19 protein-coding genes are annotated in these 22768 nt (G+C 62.7%); 13 read left to right on the plus strand and 6 right to left on the minus strand.

The annotated features are described in order from the left end of the window. Position 1 precedes the first annotated feature (1 nt). The gene (locus tag E8Q41_RS04705; protein ID WP_137154353.1) at positions 2 to 184 is read right to left on the minus strand and encodes a type II toxin-antitoxin system HicA family toxin; all 183 of its coding nucleotides are present in this window, start codon (positions 182 to 184) and stop codon (positions 2 to 4) included. Between the two features lie 152 nt (positions 185 to 336). On the opposite strand from E8Q41_RS04705, the gene E8Q41_RS04710 reads away from it, so the two are divergent. The 8 genes from E8Q41_RS04710 (at position 337) to E8Q41_RS04745 (ending at position 11060) form a co-directional block, all read left to right on the plus strand. Beyond that, positions 337 to 2994: a nitrate reductase gene (locus E8Q41_RS04710; protein WP_137154354.1), complete on the plus strand. Its 2658-nt coding sequence runs from the start codon at positions 337 to 339 to the stop codon at positions 2992 to 2994. Further along, positions 2966 to 4462, plus strand: coding sequence for a siroheme synthase CysG (cysG, locus tag E8Q41_RS04715; protein ID WP_137154355.1), 1497 nt, complete (start codon positions 2966 to 2968; stop codon positions 4460 to 4462). Before E8Q41_RS04710 ends, cysG begins: the two co-directional genes overlap by 29 nt. A gap of 202 nt (positions 4463 to 4664) precedes the next feature. After that, complete coding sequence (locus E8Q41_RS04720; RefSeq protein ID WP_137154356.1) at positions 4665 to 5654, plus strand: sugar phosphate isomerase/epimerase family protein; 990 nt, start codon at positions 4665 to 4667, stop codon at positions 5652 to 5654. 28 nt (positions 5655 to 5682) lie between these two features. Further along, a complete protein-coding gene (locus tag E8Q41_RS04725) occupies positions 5683 to 6723 on the plus strand; it encodes a substrate-binding domain-containing protein (protein WP_137154357.1) in 1041 nt (346 codons plus the stop codon). A 64-nt stretch (positions 6724 to 6787) separates the two neighbouring features. Continuing rightward, positions 6788 to 8299: a sugar ABC transporter ATP-binding protein gene (locus E8Q41_RS04730; protein ID WP_137154358.1), complete on the plus strand. Its 1512-nt coding sequence runs from the start codon at positions 6788 to 6790 to the stop codon at positions 8297 to 8299. 15 nt (positions 8300 to 8314) lie between these two features. Next, positions 8315 to 9289 carry an ABC transporter permease gene (locus tag E8Q41_RS04735; protein WP_137154359.1) on the plus strand — a complete coding sequence of 325 codons (975 nt, stop codon included), beginning with the start codon at positions 8315 to 8317 and terminating at the stop codon, positions 9287 to 9289. Beyond that, complete coding sequence (locus E8Q41_RS04740; RefSeq protein WP_137154360.1) at positions 9286 to 10158, plus strand: MurR/RpiR family transcriptional regulator; 873 nt, start codon at positions 9286 to 9288, stop codon at positions 10156 to 10158. The genes E8Q41_RS04735 and E8Q41_RS04740 overlap by 4 nt, the downstream gene beginning before the upstream one ends. After that, a complete protein-coding gene (locus E8Q41_RS04745) occupies positions 10155 to 11060 on the plus strand; it encodes a ribokinase (RefSeq protein ID WP_137154361.1) in 906 nt (301 codons plus the stop codon). The genes E8Q41_RS04740 and E8Q41_RS04745 overlap by 4 nt, the downstream gene beginning before the upstream one ends. Before the next feature lie 124 nt (positions 11061 to 11184). Here the strand turns inward: E8Q41_RS04745 and E8Q41_RS04750 are convergent, their stop codons facing one another. The 5 genes from E8Q41_RS04750 to E8Q41_RS04775 are packed head-to-tail and all read right to left on the minus strand — an operon-like array spanning position 11185 to position 17140. Beyond that, complete coding sequence (locus tag E8Q41_RS04750) at positions 11185 to 12150, minus strand: sugar-binding transcriptional regulator (RefSeq protein WP_137154362.1); 966 nt, start codon at positions 12148 to 12150, stop codon at positions 11185 to 11187. A gap of 27 nt (positions 12151 to 12177) precedes the next feature. Further along, entirely contained in the window at positions 12178 to 13803 is a 1626-nt protein-coding gene (locus E8Q41_RS04755) for an acetoin dehydrogenase dihydrolipoyllysine-residue acetyltransferase subunit (RefSeq protein WP_205910364.1), read from the minus strand. A gap of 1 nt (position 13804) precedes the next feature. Then, the gene (locus E8Q41_RS04765) at positions 13805 to 14818 is read right to left on the minus strand and encodes an alpha-ketoacid dehydrogenase subunit beta (protein WP_137154363.1); all 1014 of its coding nucleotides are present in this window, start codon (positions 14816 to 14818) and stop codon (positions 13805 to 13807) included. Between the two features lies 1 nt (position 14819). Then, entirely contained in the window at positions 14820 to 15818 is a 999-nt protein-coding gene (locus tag E8Q41_RS04770) for a thiamine pyrophosphate-dependent dehydrogenase E1 component subunit alpha (RefSeq protein ID WP_137154364.1), read from the minus strand. Positions 15819 to 15820: 2 nt separating this feature from the next. Then, positions 15821 to 17140 (minus strand): NAD(P)H-dependent oxidoreductase, encoded by a 1320-nt coding sequence (locus E8Q41_RS04775; protein ID WP_137154365.1) that lies wholly within the window; start codon positions 17138 to 17140, stop codon positions 15821 to 15823. 249 nt (positions 17141 to 17389) lie between these two features. Here E8Q41_RS04775 and E8Q41_RS04780 point away from each other — a divergent pair, with 249 nt between their 5' ends. The 5 genes from E8Q41_RS04780 to E8Q41_RS04800 are packed head-to-tail and all read left to right on the plus strand — an operon-like array spanning position 17390 to position 22738. Then, the gene (locus tag E8Q41_RS04780) at positions 17390 to 18943 is read left to right on the plus strand and encodes an extracellular solute-binding protein (RefSeq protein WP_137154366.1); all 1554 of its coding nucleotides are present in this window, start codon (positions 17390 to 17392) and stop codon (positions 18941 to 18943) included. A gap of 7 nt (positions 18944 to 18950) precedes the next feature. Beyond that, positions 18951 to 19886 (plus strand): sugar ABC transporter permease, encoded by a 936-nt coding sequence (locus E8Q41_RS04785; protein WP_137154367.1) that lies wholly within the window; start codon positions 18951 to 18953, stop codon positions 19884 to 19886. Next, positions 19886 to 20728, plus strand: a complete 843-nt coding sequence (locus tag E8Q41_RS04790; RefSeq protein WP_137154368.1) for a carbohydrate ABC transporter permease — start codon at positions 19886 to 19888, stop codon at positions 20726 to 20728. The genes E8Q41_RS04785 and E8Q41_RS04790 overlap by 1 nt, the downstream gene beginning before the upstream one ends. 3 nt (positions 20729 to 20731) lie before the next feature. Further along, positions 20732 to 21775 (plus strand): ABC transporter ATP-binding protein, encoded by a 1044-nt coding sequence (locus E8Q41_RS04795; RefSeq protein WP_137154369.1) that lies wholly within the window; start codon positions 20732 to 20734, stop codon positions 21773 to 21775. Positions 21776 to 21778: 3 nt separating this feature from the next. Then, positions 21779 to 22738: a sugar kinase gene (locus tag E8Q41_RS04800; RefSeq protein WP_137154370.1), complete on the plus strand. Its 960-nt coding sequence runs from the start codon at positions 21779 to 21781 to the stop codon at positions 22736 to 22738. Positions 22739 to 22768: the final 30 nt, after the last annotated feature.

Here is a 22768-nt window from a genome sequence, read left to right on the forward strand (position 1 = left end):
GTCATATCCATCCTGCCTGCCGGGCAATGCTGCGCGCAGTGCCGATGGGCAGGTCCTTCTTGGGGTGGGGAACGATGACGGTTCGACCGTCCTTGCGGAACTTGTGGTGCGATCCCTTGACCGCCACCAGCTCGAAACCGTCATCCTTGAGACGCTGGATGATCTTTCGGCTGTCGCACTCCATGAATTCCCCTTCTGATGCGCATATATATACACACGAATATGGCCTGACGCAACTGTCGCATTTTGCTCGGCCGGTCGTGACCGGGCGATGCCGTCATTCCGACCCGATCTCCTCCGTTGAGGGTGAGATACCTGGCACGGCAGGAGGCTTTCATGCCCACTGAAACTCGCACCACCTGTCCCTATTGCGGCGTCGGCTGCGGCGTCATCGCCCGGGTAGACAATGATGGCCACGTCAGCGTCAAGGGCGATCCCGAACATCCCGCCAATTACGGCCGGCTGTGTTCGAAGGGGTCCGCTCTGGCAGAAACGCTCGATCTCGACGGACGGGCGCTCTATCCGGAAGTCGGCGGCGTGAGAAAGAGCTGGGATGAGGCTCTCGATGTCGTCGCCAGCCGCTTCCGCCAGACCATCGCCGAGCATGGCCCGGACGCGGTCGCCTTCTACATCTCGGGTCAGATGCTGACCGAAGACTATTACGTCGCCAACAAGCTGATGAAAGGCTTCATCGGCTCGGCGAACATCGACACCAATTCGCGGCTCTGCATGGCGTCTTCGGTCGCCGGCCATCGTCGCGCTTTCGGCTCGGACACCGTGCCGGGTTGCTATGAAGATCTCGAATTGGCGGATCTCGTGGTTCTCGTCGGCTCGAACATGGCCTGGTGCCATCCGGTGCTTTACCAGCGCCTGGCGGCGGCGAAAGCCAGCCGGCCCACGATGAAAGTCGTCGTCATCGACCCGCGCCGGACCGCCACTTGCGACATTGCCGACATGCATCTCCAGATGAGCCCGGACGGCGACGTCGCATTGTTCAATGGTCTGCTTGCCTATCTCGCCGAAAACGGCGGGATCGACGAAACCTTCGTCGGCAAGCACACGTCGGGGATCGGCGAAGCGCTGGTGGCCGCCGCCCGTTTGGACATGGCGGAAATCGCCGAGGCGACCGGAGTTTCCATGCCGGCGCTCCGTCAGTTCTTCCGGCTTTTCCGCGCCACCGAACGGGTGGTGACCTGCTACAGCCAGGGCGTCAACCAGTCGGCCTCCGGGACGGACAAGGTCAACGCCATCGTCAATTGCCACCTGGCGTCCGGCCGCATCGGCCGGCCGGGCATGGGCCCGTTTTCCCTTACCGGCCAGCCCAACGCCATGGGCGGGCGCGAAGTCGGCGGGCTCGCCAATATGCTCGCGGCGCATATGGTCATCGAAAACCCTGCGCATCGGGATCTCGTCAAGCGCTTCTGGAAAGCCCCTGCGCTCGCTGGCAAGCCCGGACTGAAGGCCGTCGACATGTTCAAGGCGGTCGCCGACGGCCGGATCAAGGCGATCTGGATCATGTCCACCAATCCCGTCGTGTCCATGCCCGAAGCCGATCTCGTGCGGGATGCGCTTCGAACCTGTCCCTTTGTCGTCGTGTCCGACATTCAGAAGAATACAGATACAGCCCGGCTTGCGCATGTGCTCTTGCCCGCAGCAGGATGGGGCGAAAAATCGGGCTCCGTGACCAATTCGGAGCGACGGATCTCCAGACAGCGAGCATTCCTGGCATCGCCGGGCGAAGCGCTGCCGGATTGGCGACAATTGGCCGAAGTCGGCAAGCGGATGGGGTTCGGCGCGGCGTTCGATTATGCTTCTCCGGCGGAAATCTTTGCGGAACATGCGGCCTTGTCGGCTTTCGAAAATGACGGCGCGCGCGACTTCGACATCGGCGGCTATGCGGATCTCGATGAACAAGCCTATGAGGAACTGACGCCCTTCCAGTGGCCTCGCTCCAAGGATGGATCGTCACGCAAGCGCTTTTTCGAGGATGGCCGCTTCTTCACGGAAGACGGCAAGGCGAAGTTCGTTGCTGTTCACGCCCCGGCGCGGTCTGAACCGGACGAGTTGTACGCCTTCACCCTGAACACCGGCCGGATCCGCGATCACTGGCACACGATGACCCGAACCGGAAAAAGCGCGCGACTGTCGGCGCATATCGCCGAACCCTTCTGCGAAATCCATCCGCATGACGCGCGCCATCTTCGCATCGGGGACGCCGATCTCGTTCGTCTTCAAAGCCCGGAAGGCGCCTCGATCATCGTGCGGGCGCTGATCACCGATCGCCAGATCCGCGGCTCGGTCTTTACGCCCATGCATTGGACGGGAGAAACCGCGCCGAGCGCTCGGGTCGACAGTCTCGTCCCGTCCCGCGTCGATCCGGTCTCGGGTCAACCCGCCCTGAAGATGGGCCGCGTCGCGCTCAGCCGTTATGCGGCGCCGGCCCATGGCTTTCTGGTGTCCGCCCGCCGGCCCACCGATCTGCAGTTTTCCTATTGGGCGATCGCCAAGGCGGATGCAGGCTATCGTCTGGAATTTGCAGGCGATCCGCCGGCCGATGGCTGGGAAGCCTGGCTCCGTCGTAATTTGCAGGCCGAAGATCTGGGCGAATTTGCCGGCTATCACGACGCAGATAGCGGCGATCATCGGTTTCTCGCCTTCGACGGTGAGAGCCTCCTCGCCGCATTGTTCGTTTCACGCAGTCCCGTGGAAGTGTCGCGCCAATGGGCGGCGGAACAGTTGAAGGTCTGTCATGCAGATTTTCGCGCCCGGACGGCGCTGATCGCGGGGCGTCCCGCCGCGGGCGGCGCAGACAAAGGCGCGATCGTCTGTTCCTGCTTTTCGGTCGGCGTCAACGACATCCAGGCGGCGGCGCGAAGCGGTTGCCGCTCCGTCGACGCCATCGGCGCGGCCTTGAACGCCGGAACCAATTGCGGCTCCTGCCGCCCCGACATCAGGAGGATTCTCGATGCGACCCATATCCTTGCCGCCGAATGAGACTGCGTCCCGCATCGAGCCCCTGGCCAAACTGCCGGTCTTCTGGGATCTCGCGGGAAAACGCGTGGTCATGGCCGGCGGCTCGGACGCCGCGGCGTGGAAAACCGAGCTGCTCCTCGCCTGCGGCGCGGACGTCGATCTCTATTGCGAGACGAGTGATCTCGGAGACGCCATGATCGCGTTGCTCGATCGGGCATCGTTACGACATCATGCGCAACCCTGGTCTTGCTCGATTTTCACGGGTGCTGCGATGGCGCTCGCGGATTGCGACGACGCCGCCCAAGCGCAGGCGTTCTTCTGCGCCGCTCGCGCGGCGGGCGTTCCCGTCAATGTGATCGACAAGCCTGACTATTGTCAGTTCCAGTTCGGCTCGATCGTCAATCGCTCGCCGATCATCGTCTCCATCTCGACGGATGGAGCGGCGCCGGTGCTGGCGCAGGCGATCCGCCAGCGGATCGAAACATTGCTTCCGCCGGCGCTGAAGCAGTGGGGCAGACTTGCCCAAACACTCCGCGAGACCATCAATCTTCGGCTCGCCCCGGGTCTCGCCAGACGGGCGTTCTGGGAGCGCTTCGCCATCCGCAGCCTGTCGACCAATGAGCCGCCGCCGAAAGAGGCGGCCGAGGAGTGGATTGCGTCGACCGACCGGATGTCCGGGCAAACGGGTTCGGTGACGCTGGTCGGCGCCGGTCCCGGCGACGCGGAACTCCTGACGCTCAAGGCCATGCGCGCCTTGCAATCCGCTGACGTCATTCTGTTCGACGATCTCGTTTCACCGGAGGTTCTGGAACTGGCGCGGCGGGAGGCGAAGCGCTTTCTCGTCGGCAAGAGGGGCGGTCGCGAAAGCTGCAAGCAGGACGACATCAACGACATGATGGTGCGCTTCGCCAAATCCGGCAAGCGGGTGGTTCGGCTGAAATCCGGCGATCCGATGATCTTCGGGCGCGCCGGCGAGGAAATCCGGCGGCTGCAGCAGGAGGGGATCGCCGTCGACGTCGTCCCCGGCGTCACCGCCGCCTCGGCGATGGCGGCTGCGCTGAAAACCTCCCTCACGCATCGCGACCACGCCCAGCAGGTGCGTTTCGTGACAGGCCACTCCAGGGACCACGACCTGCCCCGGACTATCGACTGGGCGTCGCTGGCTCAGCCGCATCAGACGAGCGTCTTCTATATGGGCGGACGCATGGCCGGGCAGATAGAAGAACGCCTGCGTGAGGCGGGGATGCCGTCGGACATGCCGGTCGTGATCCTCTCGTCGGTGAGCAGGACGACGGAGCGGCGCTGGGCCGGCCGGCTCGAGGATCTCGGCGCAGCCATGGGCAGGATTGGCGTTGACGAACCGGTCTTGATCGGTGTCGGCCAGGTGTTCGGGGCTGCGATGGAAGACCGGTCCCATATCGATTTGCCTGCTGGGCAGCAGGATCGGGCGACCCGCTACGCATCTCTCCGATCAGCCAAGGTTTCATAGCATTGCAAGTGACGTCTAATTCTTGAGGCGTTGGTAAAGCACTCCGCCTGCGCTCCGGCTCGCGACAGAGCGGAACATCAGGGATGTCAGCGGTTCAACAAATCGGCGCAACATGACGTTGTGCGGTGCAGCACATAATTTTCTTTACAAACGTTACCAAAATTGTGAAGTAGTACATAACTTCACAAATGGGACGATTGCCTTGAACCCGACACGTTTCGCCACCCGCCTCAATTCTTTCGCCTCCGGCGCGCATCTGGCCTGGCCAGGACAATCCGGCAAGCCGTCCGTGCTGCAGATGGCGGAGCGGGCCGCGCGGGTCGATGGCCTGACGGACCTCGATCTGAATTTTCCCGACCACGTTAACGAAAATCCGGCGGAACTTGCTCGAAAGCTCGGAGATTTCGGTCTTTCGATCAATGGCTTCGCCATGCGCTACTATACCAATCCGGCATTCAAGCTCGGGGCCTTCACCCATCCGGACGAAGCGGTGCGTCGCGACGCCATCGACCTCACCAAGCGCGGCATTGACGCAACCCGGGAAGCTGGCGCAAATCTGATGACCATCTGGCTCGGCCAGGATGGCTTCGACTATGCTTTCCAGGCTGACTATTCGAAGATGTGGCAACACGAAATAGATGGAATTCGTGAAGTTTGCGAGCATGATCCGGACTGCCTGATTTCGATCGAATACAAGCCCAACGAGCCGCGCTCCTACAGCCTGATGCCCGATGCCGCGACGACCCTGCTCGCCATCAAGGACGTCGGCGCCGAAAACCTCGGGGTTACGCTGGATTTCGCCCATGTCCTCTATGCCGACGAACAGCCGGCCTTTGCGGCCGCGCTGATCGCGCGCCATAGCCGCGTCCTCGGCGTTCACCTCAACGACGGTTACGCCAAGCGCGACGACGGCCTGATGGTCGGCGCCGTTCACACGCTGCAGACCATCGAACTGCTGCGCCAGATCCGCCGCGACGGCTATGACGGCGCGATCTATTTCGACACGTTCCCCGATCTCACCGGTCTCGATCCGGTTCATGAATGCGAGGTCAACATCAAGACCGTCCAGCGGATGTTGAAGGTCGTCGACCGCCTCGAGCAGGTCAATCGCCTTTCCAGCGCGATTGACCGTCAAGACGCCGTTTCCACGCAGGCCATCATCCAGGAGCTGATGTTCGGCGCGGACCACTGAACCAACCCAACGACCCGGGAGGAAACCCATGAAGAGACTTTTCGCTGCGGCTCTCGCCGCCACCCTTTGTGCTGGCATCGCGACGGCTCAAGACCTCAAGCCGTTGAATTCGGACTCGGAGCCCGACCGCATGGACTGGTCCGACCTCGAAGCCAAGTTCGGCCCCATGCCGAAGCTGCCGGAAGGTCTCAAGGTCGGAGGCGTCTCCAAGACCCTGACCAACGAGTATTGGCGTTCCCTCGGTGAAGGCTACAAGCGCTTCGCCGACAAAGTCGGCGTCGACGTCGCCTATCAGGCTGCGCAGAGCGAGGGCGATCAGCTCGGCCAGCTGACGATCGCCGAAGGCATGGTGACCCAGGGTTACAAGGTGCTGCTCGTCTCGCCGCAGACCGACGCCAACCTTCAGCCGGTCATGGAGCAAGCCAAGGCCGCCAATATTCCGGTCGTGAACGTCAACGACGCAGTAATCCCGCAGGCCGAGCATTATGTCGGCAACGTCCAGCGCGACAACGGCGTTCGCGTCGCCAAGTGGTTCCTCGAGAACCGTCCCAATGGCGGCAAGGTGGCGATCATCGAAGGCCAGGCCGGCGTCTATGCGGCCGTGCAGCGCACCGACGGGTTCAAGAGCACGATTACCGAAGGCGGCAAGTTCAACGTCGTCGCCAGCGTGCCGGGCAACTGGGACCGGCAGATGTCCTATGACGCCGCAACCAACATCCTGCAGCAGCATCCCGACCTCGTGGGCTTCTACTGCAACAATGACGGCATGGCGCTTGGCGTGGTCGAAGCCGTCAAGGCTGCGGGCCTGCAGGACAAAGTGGTCGTGTTCGGCACCGACGGCATCTCGGACGCCTACAAGTCCATCGAGGCCGGCGAACTGACCGGCACTGTCGACAGCTTCCCGGTTCTGACCGGCGAGGTCGCCATGGAAGTCGCCTTGCGGCTCGTATCAGACCAGAAGCTGCCGCGTGTCGTGGCTACGCCCCAGGCTCTGATCACCAAGGACAACATCAAGGACTATCAGGGCGGCGACGTCCGCTCTGTCCTCATGAAGGCCGCAGGCAAGTAACGCCTCACGCATGGGACGATCGGCGTGTCAGCCGGCCGTCCAAACACTGGGAGGATTGAGTTCCATGGTTGCTCCAAGACTGGCGTTTGAAGGCATTTCGAAAGCGTTTCCCGGCGTCAAGGCGCTGTCCGACGTCTCTTTCGAAGTCCGCCCAGGTGAAATCCATGCTTTGCTGGGTGAGAACGGCGCGGGCAAGTCCACGCTGCTCCGCATCCTCTCGGGCGTCTTCCGTCCGACGGAAGGCGAGGTGAAGGTCGATGGCGTCGTGCAGACGCTCCGCAAGCCTGAAGACGCCCGGCGGGCGGGCATCGCCATGATCCATCAGGAACTGCAACAGGTGCCGCATCTGACGGTGGCCCAGAACATGTTCCTCGGTCACTCCCTGAAACGCCTCGGCGGTCTGTTGGTCGATCGCCGCGAGCAGGAACGCCGCGCTGCCGAAGCGCTAGCCATGATCGATCCGACGATCGATCCGTCCGCTCCCATTTCGACGTTGAAGGTCGCGCAGCGCCAGGTCGTCGAGATCGCCCGCGCGCTGCTCGACAAAGCCAAGATCATCGCGATGGACGAGCCGACATCGAGCCTGACGCCCAGCGAGTTCGACCGGCTCGCCGAGGTCATCGAGCGGCTCGCTGCGAGCGGCGTCTCGATCATCTACGTCTCTCACAAGATGGACGAAGTGTTCCGGGTGTGCGAGCGCGCAACGGTCATGCGCGACGGCAAGGTCGTCGGCATGGGCGTCGATCTCAGGAAGACCGCGCAGCGCGATGTCATCGCCATGATGGTGGGCCGCGAACTGCTTTCGGAAGCGCATCATTCACACGCCACAGCCACGGTCTGCCTCGAGGCGCGAAATCTCACCACGCACCGCGTTCGGGATGTGTCCTTCACCCTGCGCAAGGGGGAAGTCCTGGGGGTGGCGGGCCTGGTCGGTTCCGGCAGGACCGAACTTTTGCGCGCCATCTCCGGCGCGGACAGGGTGACATCCGGAACAGTGACGGTCGACGGCGCGCCGCTCGCGCTGTCCAATCCGCGCGCGGCCATCGCCGCGGGGATCGGCCTGCTTCCCGAGGAGCGCAAGCGCGAAGGCATTATTCCCGGCCGGTCGGTGACGTCGAACATGGCCCTGCCGTCGATGGCGCGCTTCTCCCGGGCGGGCATCATCAATCACCGCAAGCTCAACCGCACGGCCGAGGATCTGCTCAAGCGCGTCAACCTCAGGCCCTTCCTGCTCGATCGCCAGATCAAGCTGTTCAGCGGCGGCAATCAGCAGAAGGCGATCATCGCCCGCTGGCTCGCGGCCGGTTCGCGCATCCTGCTGTTCGACGAACCGACCCGCGGCATCGATGTGGGCGCGAAATCCGAAATCTACCATCTGATCGAAGATCTCGCGAAGGAAGGGCATTCGATCATCGTGGTGTCGTCGGAACTTCTGGAGGTGATGAGGGTGGCGGACCGCGTGCTCGTGATGCGCGACGGGGCGATCGTGGCCGAACTCGGCCGCGATCAACTCAGCGAAGAAACAATCGTCTCCCATGCCGTCGGCAACACCGGCAGCCGCGTCGGCGCGGCATAACAGGAACTTTACATCATGTCTGACATATCCCAGAACGCCGCAGCGTCATCATCCCGGTTCCTCGGATCGCTGTCCTTGCGCGACGCCGGCACGCTGATCGGATTGGTCACCATCGTGGTGATCTTCGGGTTGCTGGCGCCGGATTTCCTGTCGCAGCGCAATCTGTTGAATATCCTGCAGCAATCGAGCATCAACGCCTGCCTGGCGCTGGGAATGACCCTGGTGATCATCTCAGGCGGCATCGACCTTTCGGTCGGGCCGACCGCAGCCATCGCCGCCGTCGTCACGGCCACGCTGCTGGTCGCGGGCGTTCCGATCCCGCTGGCCATCCTCGCCGGCCTCGGCATCGGCGTGTTGTGCGGGCTGGTCAATGGGGTGCTCGTCGCCTATGCCGGCCTTCAGCCGTTCATTGTGACGCTCGGCACGCTCTCGACCTACCGCGCCATCGCGCTGATCTATACGGGCGGCAATCCTGTCCTCGGCGTTCCCCAGGGGTTCCGGACGCTGTTCAACGGGTCGGTTGCCGGGATTCCGAACTCGGTCATCATGGTGGCCATCGTCGCGCTCCTTGCCTGGATCCTGCTGAAGAAGACGCCGCTCGGCGAATATCTGCTCGCCGTCGGCGGCAATGAGGAAGCGGCTTATGTCGCCGGCGTGCCGATCGCGATCACCAAGATCACCGCCTATGTGATTTCTGGCGTTCTCGCCGCGCTCGCCTCGATGGTCCTGATCGGCCGCCTGGGCGCCGCCGAACCGATCCTCGGAAATCTCTGGGAGCTTGATGCGATCGCCGCAGCGGCCATCGGCGGGGCGTCCCTGATGGGCGGCAAAGGCAGCGTGATCGGCACGTTGTTGGGCGCGATCATTCTCGGCGCGATGCGCAACGGATTGACGTTGATGAATGTCCAGGCCTTCTATCAACTTCTCGCCACCGGCCTTATTATCCTTGTCGCGATGATGATCGATCGCGTCACAAGGGGACGGGGATGAATTCAGCAGATGACCTCAAGGCGGTGGGCCCGCGCATCCGAATGATGATGCCGAAGCTCACCCCCCTCGAGGCGCGGGTGGTGGAGACGGTGTTCGGCTTGAGAGATTTCTCGGAGGACACCGCTCTCAAGGACCTGGCGGCGGAGGCCGGCGTGTCCGAAGCGATGGTGGTCAAGATCACCAAGAAACTGGGCTTCAGCGGCTATCGTGAATTTCGCACCGCCGTGTCCAGCTATATCCGGCTGCCGACGGCGGAAATGCATCAGGAGCTCTCGGCGGAGGACAGCACCCGGGAAATCATCCAGAAGGTTTTCCGCACCTCGATCAACGCGCTGGAGGAGACTCTCTCCATTCTCGACGTCGAGGGCTTCGATCGGGCTGCCGACCTTCTGGCGAAGGCTCGGCAGATTGACTTTTACGGCGTGGGCGGATCCGCCCAGATCGCGCGCGACGTGGCGCACAAATTCTTGAGGATCGGGGTTCGCGCCAATGTCCAGGACGATTCGCATATGATGCTGATGTCGGCCTCGCTCCTGGGAACGGACGACGTGGCGATCGGCTTTTCCCATTCCGGCAACACTACGGCGGTGATCGATGCGATCCAGCTGGCGCGGAAAAGCGGCGCGCGGACGATCGCCATAACCAATTACGGTGGTTCGGCGCTGGCCCAGATCGCCGATATCGTGCTCTGTTCGACGGCGCAGGGATCTCCCCTGATGGGCGAAAACGCCGCCGCGCGCATCGCGCAGCTCAACATCCTCGACGCGCTGTTCATGGCGGTCGCACAAAGAAATTACGAGGCGGCCGAGAGAAATCTCGAAAAGACGATGTCCGCCGTCACATCCAAACGCAAGGACAAGTTTCCATGACCACGCAAACGCCCTCCGTCGTCGTTTTCGGCAGCCTCCACTACGATATCATGGTGCATGGCCCGGCGCGCCCGCGCAAAGGCGAGACGGTCACGGGCAGCAGCTGGCGGCCGAAATGCGGCGGCAAGGGCGGAAACCAGGCGGTCTCCGCCGCAAAGACCGGCGTGCGCTCGCATATGATCGGCGCCGTCGCCGATGACGATTTCGGCCGCGCCCTCATCGACAACCTCGCTCAGCGCAATGTCGACCATCGTTTCGTCAAACAAGCGCCCGGCGTCGCAAGCGGCATGAGCGTCGCGATCTTCGACAGCGAGGGCGACTACGGCGCGGTGATCGTCTCGGGCAGCAATCTGACGCTCGGCCAGGCAGATGTCGATGCGGCGCGTGAAGTCTTCACTCCAGGCGGCGTTCTCGTCTTGCAGAACGAGGTGCCCGATCACGCCAATGTCGCCGCCGCGCGGGCGATGAAGGCGGTTGGCGGCCGCGTCATCCTCAATGCGGCGCCGGCCCGTCCGTTGTCGGAAGACCTCGAGCGGCTGGTGGATGTGCTTGTTGTCAACGCCATCGAAGCCGAACAATTGGCCGAGACGCCTGTCGTCGACACATTGGCGGGCGCGCTCGCGGCGGCCAAGCTGTTGACCCGAACTTTTCCCGTCGTCGTCGTCACCGCCGGCGGCGAAGGCGTCGCCTGCGCAAGCCAAGCAGGGGAGGAAATCTCCATCGACGCCATCAAGGTGAAGCTCGTGAGCACGCATGGCGCTGGCGATGAGTTTACCGGCGTCCTCGCCGCCGAACTCTCTCGTGGAAAGGACATCCGCACGGCCTTGGTTTCCGCCAACGCGGCGGCTGCGGTTCTGGTGAGCACGCCGCTTCCCGATGGCAATGGCCGTCAATCATCTTGAGAGCGCCGTAAACTCAATCGGCGCTATGAAGTGGCAGTCGGCTGGCTCGGAGAAGGTCATGTCCGAGAAATTTTGTTATGCAAGTCCACTGACAGGGTACAGGTGACAAGACTGGTCTGGCTTCTCATTCTTCTGCAGCAAGGCTCATCGCGGTCTGCTCATCAGTGATGAACGTCGTCGGCGAAACCGTTCGAATGGCTGCCTTGAGCGCAACGACCTTTTCCTTGCCGCCCGAAATCAAAACGCGCTCCGGCGTGCGGCTGAGACGGGTGGGATTGACGGAGATCACCCGAGAATTAACTTCGTGATCAAGGATTTCGCCGTTTTTGCCGATGAAGTTATAGAGCACATCGCCGACGGCCCCGGCTTCGATCAGGGAGCGCCGGTCGGCTTCGCTGATATAGCCGGCGCGATAGCTGGTGGTCAGCGTCGAGATGCCGCCGACGGAGAGCAGCGCGACATCGAGTTTGTCAGCCATTTCGAAGATCGCCGCCAGGCCGCAGCGCTCCAGCAAGGCGTGCTTGGTTTCAATACTGTCGACGACCGCAGGCGCGGGCACGAGATAACCGTCGCCTTGAAACAGTTCCGCGAACTGCCAGGCGAATTCGGCCGGGTTGAACCGGCGGGCGGCGGCGATGCCGCCCAGCAGCGAGACGACGCGAAAATCCTCGAGCGTGCCGCCATTGATGAAAGGCAGGGTGTTGTAGAGCGTGCGCCCCCAGCCCACGCCCACCGTCAGTCCGGATTTCATGATGCCGGAAATGAAATTGCCAGCTGCGGCGGCGATGACGCGAACGGGATCGCCGTCGGGATCGGAAAAGGGCGCCACGATGACCCGATTGATGCCGAAGCGTTTCTCGACATTCCGTTCCAGCTCCACCAGCTCCGCAAGCGGAGCCGAGACGGTCACCCGGACCTCGTTGCGCCGCCGCGCATCGGCCAGCGCCCTCACGACCATCACCCGGTTGATGCCGAGCTGGTTGGCGATCTCGTTTTGCGTCAGACCCTCAACATGATAGAGCCAGACTGCGCGAGCACGAATTCGATCGGCATCGCTCTGCACGCCAGTCAAGGGTTGCGCCACTTGCATCCTCGGTGTGTCCTCCTTGAGACATCGTCATACGGACACCATGGCGGACACGATATGTCGGCGGATGATTTTGGCAAGCCGCTCAGGGCACTCGATCTGCGGCGTATGACCCGTATTGTTCAGGAGATGAATACCAAAATCCCCATCAACCGCAAGCGCATGGCGGCTCGGAAGAATATGATCGCGCTTGCCCCACACAACCGTCGTGGGAATAGCGAGACGTCCGAGCGCTGGGCGCAGATCGAATGACTGTACGCCGTCGGGGAACAGGGTGTCGCAGAGATCCGTCTGATAGTGGCGCAACTGTGGGTCCATGCGCTGCCTCATGGCCGCTTTTGCATAGTCGTCGCTGACACCCTCCGGATCTGCTGTGAGCCGCCTGAGCCAGGGGGCGAGACTTTCGACGCGCGACGCCCGGGCAATGCCATTGAGGGTGGGACCGTCGATTTCGGGCCCCAAGCCCCCCGGCGCTATCAGAGACAGAGAGGCGACCATCTTGGATCTGATGTCGGCGATGGCGATGGCGATCGCCCCCCCAAGGGAATGGCCGACAAGGTGGACAGGTCCCGAACCGACTTCCGCGTCCACAGTCCGACCGACCAGCTTCGCAAGTTCGGCGAAACTGCCGATTTTTAGCCTGGGCGATTTTCCATGGCCGGGAAGATCGATACGGATGAGCGGATTGGGCAGGCTCAACGCGCGTTCGAACGGGGTCCAGCTCGGGCTATCCGCCGCAAAGCCGTGAATAAGCACGATCGGGGCGCCCTGGCCGTTCCGGCGCGACACATGCAGCGGACCGCCTTCGGCGCTCCATCGAGACGTCTGCATGGGCGCTGTTTCGACTCGTCTCTCGAGATGGCGGCGCACATCCCCTGCCTGAATTCGCCCGAGCGGCCCCGTGCCGGAGACGTCGGAAAGCGAAAGCGCCGCTTTGCGCGCCTCGGCGCGCGCCGCCGGCGTCGCGCGCAGACTGTCCGCCAATGAACTCGTCACACTGGCGTCCGCCATCCGCTGTGGCGCTTGGGAGGATGGCGGCGCGTCAGTGGATGTTGCTGCAGGGGTTGGCGATGGCGGGACGATCGCCTCTGCGGCCGACGGACGATCCAGTTGAACCCCTGGCGGGCAGATGTAAGCAATGACCTGCCCCACCGGCACACGGTCGCCGGGAGCGGCGCTCACATGCTGCAGCACGCCCGTAGCCGGGGCTTCCACCTCCATGGCCGCCTTGTCCGTCTCGATATCGAAGAGCGGCGCGCCTTTTTCGACATGAGCGCCTTCGGCGACATGCCAGACCGCGATCTGACCCTCGGTCATGTCCATGTCGACCTTGGGAAGGATGACCTCGACCGCTTCAGAGGCCGTCGTCGCCGGATCGGCGGGCGCGGCGACGCCCTCCCCGACCGGCGCGCTTTCGCCCTCGGCAAGAAGGAAAGCGACCACGGAACCCACGGGAACTCTGTCGCCCGGCTGGGCCGTCACCGCGCTCAATCGTCCGCTGGCGGGGGCTTCCACCTCCATCGCCGCTTTGTCGGTTTCGATGTCGAACAAAGGCGCGCCTTTTTCCACATAGTCGCCTTCCGCGACATGCCAGGTCGCGAGCGTGCCATGGGTCATGTCCATGTCCACTTTCGGCAGGATCACCTCGACAGGCATGTCAGACCTCGCCGCCGAGCAGACGGCGGGCCGCCGCCTCGATCGTGTCGACCTGCGGCACCGAGGCGCGCTCCAGGTCGGGATTATAGGGCACCGGCGCTTCCGCGCCGCCAAGCCTCAGGATCGGCGCATCGAGAAAGTCGAAGGCGTCGCTTTCCGCCACCATCGCGCTGATCTCGGCGCCGACGCCGTAGCTCTTGACGCCCTCATAGACGACCATCAGTTTGCCGGTCTTGCGCACCGAAGCGAGGATCGTGTCGCGATCGATCGGGCGAACCGATCTGAGATCGATGACTTCGACATCCTTGCCGTCAGCCGCAAGCCGCTCGGCCGCCTCGAGCGCGCGATGCACCATGATCGAGCTGGCGACGATGGTGAGATCTTTGCCCTGCCTCCGCACCGCCGCCTTGCCGATCGGCACGGTGTAATGCCCCTCAGGCACATGGCCCTTCATCTTGTAGAGGAGCTTGTGCTCGAAAATCAGCACCGGATCGGGATCGGCGAGCGCCGCCAGCAGAAGGCCCTTGGCGTCTTCCGGCGTGGAGGGCTGGACGACCTTGAGACCGGGAACATGGCCGAACCAGGCCTCCAGGCTCTGGCTGTGCTGCGCCGCGGCGCCCGTGCCGGATCCCGCCGGCATGCGGAAGACGACCGGCACCGAGGCCTCGCCGCCCAGCATGTAGCGAAGCTTGGCGGCCTGATTGACGATCTGCTCCATAGCGAGCGCCGCGAAGTCGGAAAACTGAAATTCGAAGATCGGCTTCAAGCCGGTCAGCGCCGCGCCGACCGCCACGCCCGCGCCGCCGAGTTCGGAAATCGGCGTGTCCATCACCCGATCGGTTCCGTATTTGTCGACCAGATCGAGCGTCACCTGGAAGGCGCCGCCATAGACGCCGATGTCCTCGCCCATCAGGATCACCGTGGGATCGGCGTCCATGGCGAGCGACATCGCTTCGCGGATGGCTTCAGAGTAAGACAGCGTGCGTTCTTCGATGTTTCGCGCGATAGCGTTCATCTCAGGCCTCTGCATAAACATAGCGGGTCACTTCGCCGATCGACGGCGCGAGGCTCGCTTTGGCGAATTCGATTCCGGCCGCCACTTCGGCGACGGCTGCTTCTTCGATCGACTTGGCGCCCGCCTCGTCCAGTATTCCATGGCCGATCAGGTCCGCGCGGAAGCGGGCGATGGGGTCACGCGCCATCCATTCCTCGATCTCCTCCTTGGTCCGGTAGCGGTTGCGGTCGGATTTGGAATGGCCGCGCCAGCGATAGGTGAGGTTTTCGACGAGGCTCGGGCCTTCGCCGGCGCGGGCGCGGGCGATCGCATGATGCACGGCCTCGGCGACGGCGGAAAAATCATTGCCGTCGACAGTGACGCCCGGCATGGAATAGGCGGCCGCGCGCTCGGCGATATTCTTCACGGCAGTCGATCGGGACACGGCGGTGGACATACCGTAGCGATTGTTTTCGCAGACGAAGATCACCGGCAGTTTCCAGATGGCCGCCATGTTGAGCGCTTCGTGGAAGGCCCCTTCATTGTTGGCGCCGTCGCCGAAGAAGCAGATCGTCACGTCGGTCTTGCCCAGGCGCTTGGCTGAGAGCGCCGCACCGACCGCGATCGGCAGGCCGCCGCCGACGATGCCATTGGCGCCGAGATTGCCGGTCTTCACATCGGCGATATGCATCGAGCCGCCGCGGCCATGGCAATAACCGGTCTCCTTGCCGAAGAATTCCGCGAACATCCGCCCGACATCAGCGCCTTTGGCGATGCAATGTCCGTGACCACGATGGGTGGAGGTGATCTTGTCCTGATCCGTAAGCTCGATGCAGGTCGCCATGGCGCTGGCTTCCTGGCCGATCGACAGATGCATCGTGCCGTGAATGAGGCCGCGCATATAGCTCTCTTCGGCGCCCTCTTCGAAACGCCGGATCAGAAACATGCGCTTGAGCGCTTCCCGCAATTGGTCGGGAGAATAGGTGCGGATGGCGAAGGGTCTGTTGTCCGGCGCGGTCATGATCAAAGCCCCAGCATGGCGTCTTGGCGAGCGCGCAGCGCGGCGATTTTGCTGTCGGCCGGGACCGAGGCATTGGCGGTGGTGATCAACTCGCCCTTCTTGATCGGACGGGTAACGGTTGCGCCAGCCAGGAGGCCGCAGGGAATGGCGCCGGCCGATTTCGCGTCCTCCACCGTCATGATCCAGGCGCGATAGCAATATTCGCCGATCTGATCGAGACGGTCGCCCGGCTGCAGGTCCTTCTTGGCGAGCGCGCCCACTTCGGCGACCGGCCGGGGCAGAGGCTGCATGTCGGCCTTGCCGTAAAGCACGACGCGGGCGCAGGTCAGGGGCACTTCGAGCGACGTCAGGTGATAAGGACGGAAGAAGGTGAAATAGGGGCCTTTGCCCATCTTCAGATCTTCCATGCGCTCCCAGATGCGCGGATGATCCATCTCGGCGACGACAAAAACGCCCGGAGCTACGCCCTTGCCGATGGTGAAGTCGACGCGTCCTTCCGACGAGGACAAGACGCCGCCGGCGCTTTCGGGGATCAGAACCTTGTTGAGCTCTTCGCGGCTGCAGGCGGGGCCGTGCATGCCGGGCTTGTCGGGGGTAAGGCCTGTGGCGTTGGCGATGGCCGCCATTTCCACCATGGTCTTGGAGCCGTCGACGAATTCCACCAGCATGCGCGGGTTCATATGACGGTCAGACGCTTCCTTCGCATAGGCGTCAGGCGTCGCGTCGATGTTGAGCGGGTTGTTCTTGCCCTTGCCGGCGCTGATGATCCGGTGGCCCATGGCGCTGACGAACTCGATGAGCTCCATGCAGCTCGACGGCTCGTCACCGGCGCCGAGCGAATAGACCACGCCCAGCCGCTCCGCCTCGGCGCGAAGATAGGCGCCGATGGTGATGTCGGCCTCGACATTCATCATCACGAGATGCTTGCCGCGCTCCATTGCGGTCAGACCGATCTCGGCGCCGACGGCGGGAATGCCCGTGGCGTCGACCACGACATCGATGAGGCCTGCATCGAGAAGCGCGTTCACATTGTCGGTGATGGCGACTTTGCCTTGCTCCATCGCCGCGTTGGCCTGATCGCCATTGCTCACCTCGACGACCCGCTCCTTGTCGCCATAGGCGATTTCGACCGATCTCTGGGCGGCGCCGGGCTTCAATTCGCTGATCGCGCCGATCTGGACGCCATTCATATGCGCGACGCGGCTCACGATGTCGGTGCCCATCTCGCCAGCGCCGACCAATCCGATGCGTATGGGTTTTCCAGAGTCCGCTCTGGCGGCGAGATCGCGGGCGAGGCCCGTGAGGGCGACATTCGTAGGCATGATTTCCTCCAAGGTTATGGCCTTGGTTATTGCACATTTGTTTTTTCTGTCAACATAAGTTTATGCTGCATTGCGGCGATGATTGTCTGAAAAGGAGGATTGACAGGGGTATCAATCCGTACATAGTGTATATCTGTGAAACTAAAGTTCACTTCAGGCAACAGACGCGGGGGAAACGGAGTCGCGTCCTGATGTTCCGCCTGGAAGGCTTGTCACTCGACGCGAGTGACGTTTGGGAGGATTCTGACGATGACATTGTTCAAACAAAGCGTATCCCGTCGCTCGTTTCTGCGCACCACCGCCACGGTGGGTCTTGCAGCGGGAGCGGCCGGCTTGAAACTGCCGGCTTTCGCGCAGTCCAATCTGCCTGACATCCAGGCGACGCTCGACAAGATCTCGGTCGACGGTTATGTGCGCGAGGATTACCGCAAACTCTACAAGCTGAGCTCCGATCCGCTGTGGGATCCGGCCAAGGACTGGATCCGCACCGTCGACTGGGAGAAGGTCCGGTCCGAGCAGTCCGGCAAGACGGTTCGCTTCGCCATCGGCGCCGCCGACCAGGATTCCGCCGCCGAGGGCCTCAAGCCCTTCGAAGCGCTGTCGGGCATCAAGGTCGAACTCGTGCCGATCCCGGACGACAGCTTCTATGACAAGGCCGTCGCCGAATTCGTGTCCGGCAACGCGTCCTTCGACGCGCTGCAGTTCTTCTCGCCCTGGCTCGGCGATTTCGCCGCTCCGGGATTCCTCGCCGAACTCGACGACTACGCCGCCAAGTGGAAGCTGCCGCTTGACGATTTCTACGACACCTATCGCCTGAACTACGGTTACTTCGGCGGCAAGCTCGTCGGCATTCCCTTCGACTGCGACATCCAGATGGTGCATCTGCGCAAGTCGATCGTCGAAAAGATCCTCGGCGGGCCGATCGACAAATCCAAGTCCGTTCCTTCCTATGACGAACTCATCCGCATCAGCGGCGAGGCCAACAAGCTCGGCGGCGGCGTGGCCGGCCTCGGCATGATGCTCGCCCGCGGCTTCTGGTCGACCTACACCTGGGAGCATATCGGCGCTCAGGCCGGGCTGAAGCTGTTCGACGAACAGTGGAATCCACAACTCGCTTCCGACGCAGGCATGAAGGCCATGGACATTATCATGGCGCTGCAGAAGAATGCGATCGAGGGAACCTCTGGCGCAGGCTGGGGCGAAAACCGCGCTGCATGGTTGGGAGGCCAGGTTGCGACCAATATCAGCTGGCAGGATTCGGGAACGCAGGCCATGCGGCCCGACCAATCGAAAATCGTCGACGATTTCGTCACCATCTATGAGCCGCGCATCGCCGGCGGCGTCTTCGCTCCGCCGAACATCGCGGGCTCGACGTCCTGCGTCGCCGCAACCTCGCAGAACCCGGAAGGAGCATTTCTGATGCTCGCCTTCCTCACCACCTCCTCGATCATGGCCATGAACGAAGCAAACGCCAACGGCGTCGCCCCCGGCTATCGTTCGGTGCTCGGCAACGAAAGGCTGCGCGCCATCTCGCAGCCGATGGAAGTCTGGGCCAACAGCCTCGAACACGCCTGGTGCGCCCCGCGCCTGCCCGGCATGTTCGAAATGGAGCAGGCGCTCGGCAACGAGATCAACCGCGCCGTGACCGGCCAGATTTCCGCCAAGGAAGCGCTCGAAAACGGCCAGACCGCCTGGAAGAAGATCATGGAGAAGAACGGCTTCTCGGGCGGCAAGGCGCCGGTCGCTTACGCGGATGTCGCACCCGGCATGTATGTCGGCGCCGGCAAGCCGCTGCCGTTCTGAGGCGATAATGGCTACTTACGCAAGCAGCCAGACCGCAGGGGCGCATCGCGCCGCCCCTGCGCGTCCGTACAAGCGACGTTCGCCCCTGCTGCGGGCCGCCTTCCCCTACCTGCTCGTCGCACCCGCCCTGATCTATCTTCTGGCGATCACGCTCTATCCCGGCGTCTTCGCAATCTATCAAAGCCTGTTCGTCGTCAAATTCGTCAAATGGACCTGGGCGGGCTTCGACAACTACATCGAGATCCTCCAGGATCGCGAATTCTGGGCCGCGCTCGGCAACACGCTGATCATCGGCGGCATTTCGCTCTGCCTGCAGACGGTGATCGCGCTGGCCATCGCTTATTTCGCCTATCGGGATCCCATGGTTCGCGGCTGGCGCATCGTGTTCCTGATGCCGATGTTGTTCATGCCGTCCGCCGTCGCTTTCATCTGGAAGCTCGCCTTCAATGACGGGCGGGTGATTTCAGATCTCCTGATGCATCTCGGCATCGTCAGCGGCAATGTCGACTGGCTTGGTTCCGTCTGGCTGGCGCGGTTGACGCTGATCGTCGCCGACGTCTGGCAGTGGACCCCCTTCCTGTTCATCATCTTCGTCGCTGCTTTGCAGGGCCAAGATCAGGAAATCGAGGAAGCGGCGCGTCTCGACGGCGCGTCCTGGCCGGCGATCTTCTGGAACATCTCCCTGCCGATGATGCGGCCGGTGATCGTGGTCGCGGTGACGCTGCGCGCCATCGACATCACCACAATGTTCGCCAATGTCTTCATCATGACGCAGGGAACGCCGGGCGGGACCACGGAAACCATGAGTTATTTCATTTATCGAACCGGTTTCCGCATGTTCAACTTCGGTTACGCCTCGGCCGCCTCGGTCCTGATGCTGATCATCACCATTGTCCTGGCGCAGACGATCGTCAAGCGCGCCTTCCATTCGGGGAAGAGCTGATGGCTTCCGTACGTAGGACCCGTGGCGAAAGCCTTCTGATCCGTTACCTGATCCTCGGCGCCTGGGCGCTGGTCTGCCTGGCCCCGATCCTGTGGTTCATGACCATCGCCTTCCGCCCGAGAACCGAGATCATCACCACATCGCCGATCTATTTCCCGACCTTCTCGCTCGACGCCTGGCGTCAATTGCTGGAAGACTGGCCGATCGGGAAATATCTGCGCAACTCGCTCGTGGCGGTCACCGGCTCGGTGATTATCGATCTCGCGCTGGCGATCCCGGCCGCCTTCGCCCTTTCCCGATACGAGTTCAAGGGGCGCGAGGATATCGGCTTCTATATCCTCTCCACCCGGATGATGGCCCCTGCGATCGTGGCGATCCCGATCTTCTTCCTGTTCAAGAAACTCGGACTGCTCGATTCCGTCTGGGCGTTGATGCTGGTCTACGCCGCGGTCAATCTGTCGCTGGTGACCTGGATCATCCGCAGCTACATGCTGGATATCCCGAAAGAGCTGGAGGACGCGGCCCGCACCGATGGCGCTGGCGACTTGACGATCCTCCGGGAAATCATCATTCCCGCCTGTCTGCCCGGCATCATCACCGCGGCGGTCATCGCGGCGATCTTCGCGATCAACGAGTTTCTCTTCACACTGCTTCTCGCCTCCACCGAGAACGCCTATACGATGTCGGTCGCGCTCGCCAATTTCACCGGCGGCTCCGACGGCGTCATTTACAATGCCATAGCCCTCGTCTCCTTCCTCGCCTTTGCGCCGATCCTGATCCTGGTTGTCCTCATCCAGAAGCATCTGTCGCGCGGCCTGACGATGGGCGCTGTGAAAGGATAAGCCATGGGTTCGATCAAGCTTCAGAACATCGTCAAGCGATACGGCGCCTTCATCGGCGTCCAGCATATGTCGCTCGACATCGAAGACGAGGAATTCCTCGTTCTGCTCGGCCCTTCCGGCTGCGGCAAGACCACCACCATGCGGATGATCGCCGGTCTGGAGCAACCCAGCGAAGGCGAGGTCATCATCGGCGGCGAGGTGATGAACGACATCGACGCCCGCGACCGCGACGTCGCCATGGTGTTTCAGGGCTATGCTCTCTACCCCAACATGTCGATCTACGAGAACATCCGCTTTCCCCTGCGGATGCGGAAGATCCCCGCCGACAAGCATGACCAGATGATCCGCAACGCCGCCGCCATGGTGGAGCTCGGCGAATATCTCGACCGCAAGCCGTCCGCGCTGTCAGGCGGCCAGCGTCAGCGCGCGGCTCTTGCCCGCGCCGTGGTGCGCCAGCCCCAGGTCTTCCTGATGGACGAGCCTTTGTCCAATCTCGACGCCAAGCTGCGCGCCTCGATGCGGGTGCAGATCAAGCATCTTCAGCGCCAGCTGAAAGTGACGACCGTTTATGTCACGCATGACCAGATCGAGGCGATGACGCTCGCCGACCGGATCGTGATCATGAACCGGGGCGTGATCCAGCAGGTCGGGACGCCGGACCAGATCTATTCCGATCCCGCCAACACCTTCGTCGCGGGCTTCATCGGCAGTCCGCCGATGAACCTGATCGAAGGCGTCGCAAGCGGGGGAACCTTCAACGCGCCGGGCGTCTCCGCGCCCTGCCCCGCCTATGTGTCCGGACCTGCCACGCTCGGCATTCGCCCCGAAGACTGCCGCGTGACGGAAGGCGGATATATCAACGGAACCGTCTATGGCGTCGAGCCGACCGGCGACGTCACCTATCTGACCATTTCCGCTGGCGCAAAACAAATCGAGGTCAAGGCCGACAGACAGTTTCGCCGCGATATCGACGCCCCAATCGGCATCAGCTTCGATCTGGCGAACACATTCTTCTTCGATCAGGCCGGGCAGCGGATACGAGGCTAAGTCATGGCGCCGAAATTTGACTACACCTCCATGGGCTTCATCACTTTCGACGCCCTCTGCCGCCCCGTCACCGCCATTCCTCCGGGCGGCGACACCTATTTCGTCGATGAATTCACGCTGGCCGTGTCCGGCGCGGCCGGCAGCGCCGTCATCGTCGCCGCCAAGCATGGTCTCAAGGCGCGCGCCGTGGGGGGCGTCGGCCATGACGACATGGGCGACTGGGTGCTGATGAAACTTGCAAGCTTCGGCATCGACATCGCACTGATGAGCCGATGCGAGGGCTTCACCACCTCTTCCTCCGTCGTCACCACCCGGCCAGATGGCCAGCGTCCCGCTCTGCACAAGCGCGGCGCGACCGACGGTTTCTTCATCGAGGATTCCGAGATCGACGACCTCCTTGATACGAAGATCCTGCATGTCGGCGGCGTCGGGCTGATGAACCGCATGGACGACAGCGGACGCACCCGCGAGATCATGGCGGAGGCGCGGCGTCGCGGCGTGATCACCACCCTCGACGTCTTCGCCTCGACAAAGGCGGACCTTCCGAAGGTCGAAGCGCTTTTGCCCTATACCGACTATTTCCTTCCATCCGAGGAAGAGGCTGCAGCGCTGTCGGGGCTCACAAACAATCGCGAACTGGCGCAGTTCCTGATCGATCGAGGCGCAAAAAGCGTCATCCTCACAATGGGCGGCAATGGCGCCTATTATCTCGACAGCGACGGCCAGGAAATTCGATCGCAGGCCTATGAGGTGGACGTGAAATGCACCTGCGGCTGTGGCGATTGCTTCAATGGCGGCTTTGCCACAGGATTGCTGAAGGGTCTGCCGCTGCCGGAAGCCGTCGATCTCGGCCAGGCGTCCTCTGCGCAAAATGCGACCGGGCTCGGCAGCCAGGCCGGCGTGCGCGACTATGCGACGACGACAGAATTCATGCGCAGGACGAGACGCCGCGCGTTGCTCTGAGGCTTCCCCCTGGGGCGGCTTTGGATTAAG

The sequence above is a fragment of the Rhizobium sp. FKL33 genome (genome assembly GCF_005222915.1).
In the GTDB taxonomy this organism is placed as follows: Bacteria; Pseudomonadota; Alphaproteobacteria; order Rhizobiales; family Rhizobiaceae; genus Rhizobium_E.

Bases quoted from the DNA above. Each gene is read 5' to 3' on its own strand.
- E8Q41_RS04705 (WP_137154353.1), bottom strand. From the start codon at position 184: ATGGAGTGCGACAGCCGAAAGATCATCCAGCGTCTCAAGGATGACGGT.
- E8Q41_RS04710 (WP_137154354.1), top strand. From the start codon at position 337: ATGCCCACTGAAACTCGCACCACCTGTCCCTATTGCGGCGTCGGCTGC.
- cysG (WP_137154355.1), top strand. From the start codon at position 2,966: ATGCGACCCATATCCTTGCCGCCGAATGAGACTGCGTCCCGCATCGAG.
- E8Q41_RS04725 (WP_137154357.1), top strand. From the start codon at position 5,683: ATGAAGAGACTTTTCGCTGCGGCTCTCGCCGCCACCCTTTGTGCTGGC.
- E8Q41_RS04730 (WP_137154358.1), top strand. From the start codon at position 6,788: ATGGTTGCTCCAAGACTGGCGTTTGAAGGCATTTCGAAAGCGTTTCCC.
- E8Q41_RS04735 (WP_137154359.1), top strand. From the start codon at position 8,315: ATGTCTGACATATCCCAGAACGCCGCAGCGTCATCATCCCGGTTCCTC.
- E8Q41_RS04740 (WP_137154360.1), top strand. From the start codon at position 9,286: ATGAATTCAGCAGATGACCTCAAGGCGGTGGGCCCGCGCATCCGAATG.
- E8Q41_RS04745 (WP_137154361.1), top strand. From the start codon at position 10,155: ATGACCACGCAAACGCCCTCCGTCGTCGTTTTCGGCAGCCTCCACTAC.
- E8Q41_RS04750 (WP_137154362.1), bottom strand. From the start codon at position 12,150: ATGCAAGTGGCGCAACCCTTGACTGGCGTGCAGAGCGATGCCGATCGA.
- E8Q41_RS04755 (WP_205910364.1), bottom strand. From the start codon at position 13,803: ATGCCTGTCGAGGTGATCCTGCCGAAAGTGGACATGGACATGACCCAT.
- E8Q41_RS04765 (WP_137154363.1), bottom strand. From the start codon at position 14,818: ATGAACGCTATCGCGCGAAACATCGAAGAACGCACGCTGTCTTACTCT.
- E8Q41_RS04770 (WP_137154364.1), bottom strand. From the start codon at position 15,818: ATGACCGCGCCGGACAACAGACCCTTCGCCATCCGCACCTATTCTCCC.
- E8Q41_RS04775 (WP_137154365.1), bottom strand. From the start codon at position 17,140: ATGCCTACGAATGTCGCCCTCACGGGCCTCGCCCGCGATCTCGCCGCC.
- E8Q41_RS04780 (WP_137154366.1), top strand. From the start codon at position 17,390: ATGACATTGTTCAAACAAAGCGTATCCCGTCGCTCGTTTCTGCGCACC.
- E8Q41_RS04785 (WP_137154367.1), top strand. From the start codon at position 18,951: ATGGCTACTTACGCAAGCAGCCAGACCGCAGGGGCGCATCGCGCCGCC.
- E8Q41_RS04790 (WP_137154368.1), top strand. From the start codon at position 19,886: ATGGCTTCCGTACGTAGGACCCGTGGCGAAAGCCTTCTGATCCGTTAC.
- E8Q41_RS04795 (WP_137154369.1), top strand. From the start codon at position 20,732: ATGGGTTCGATCAAGCTTCAGAACATCGTCAAGCGATACGGCGCCTTC.
- E8Q41_RS04800 (WP_137154370.1), top strand. From the start codon at position 21,779: ATGGCGCCGAAATTTGACTACACCTCCATGGGCTTCATCACTTTCGAC.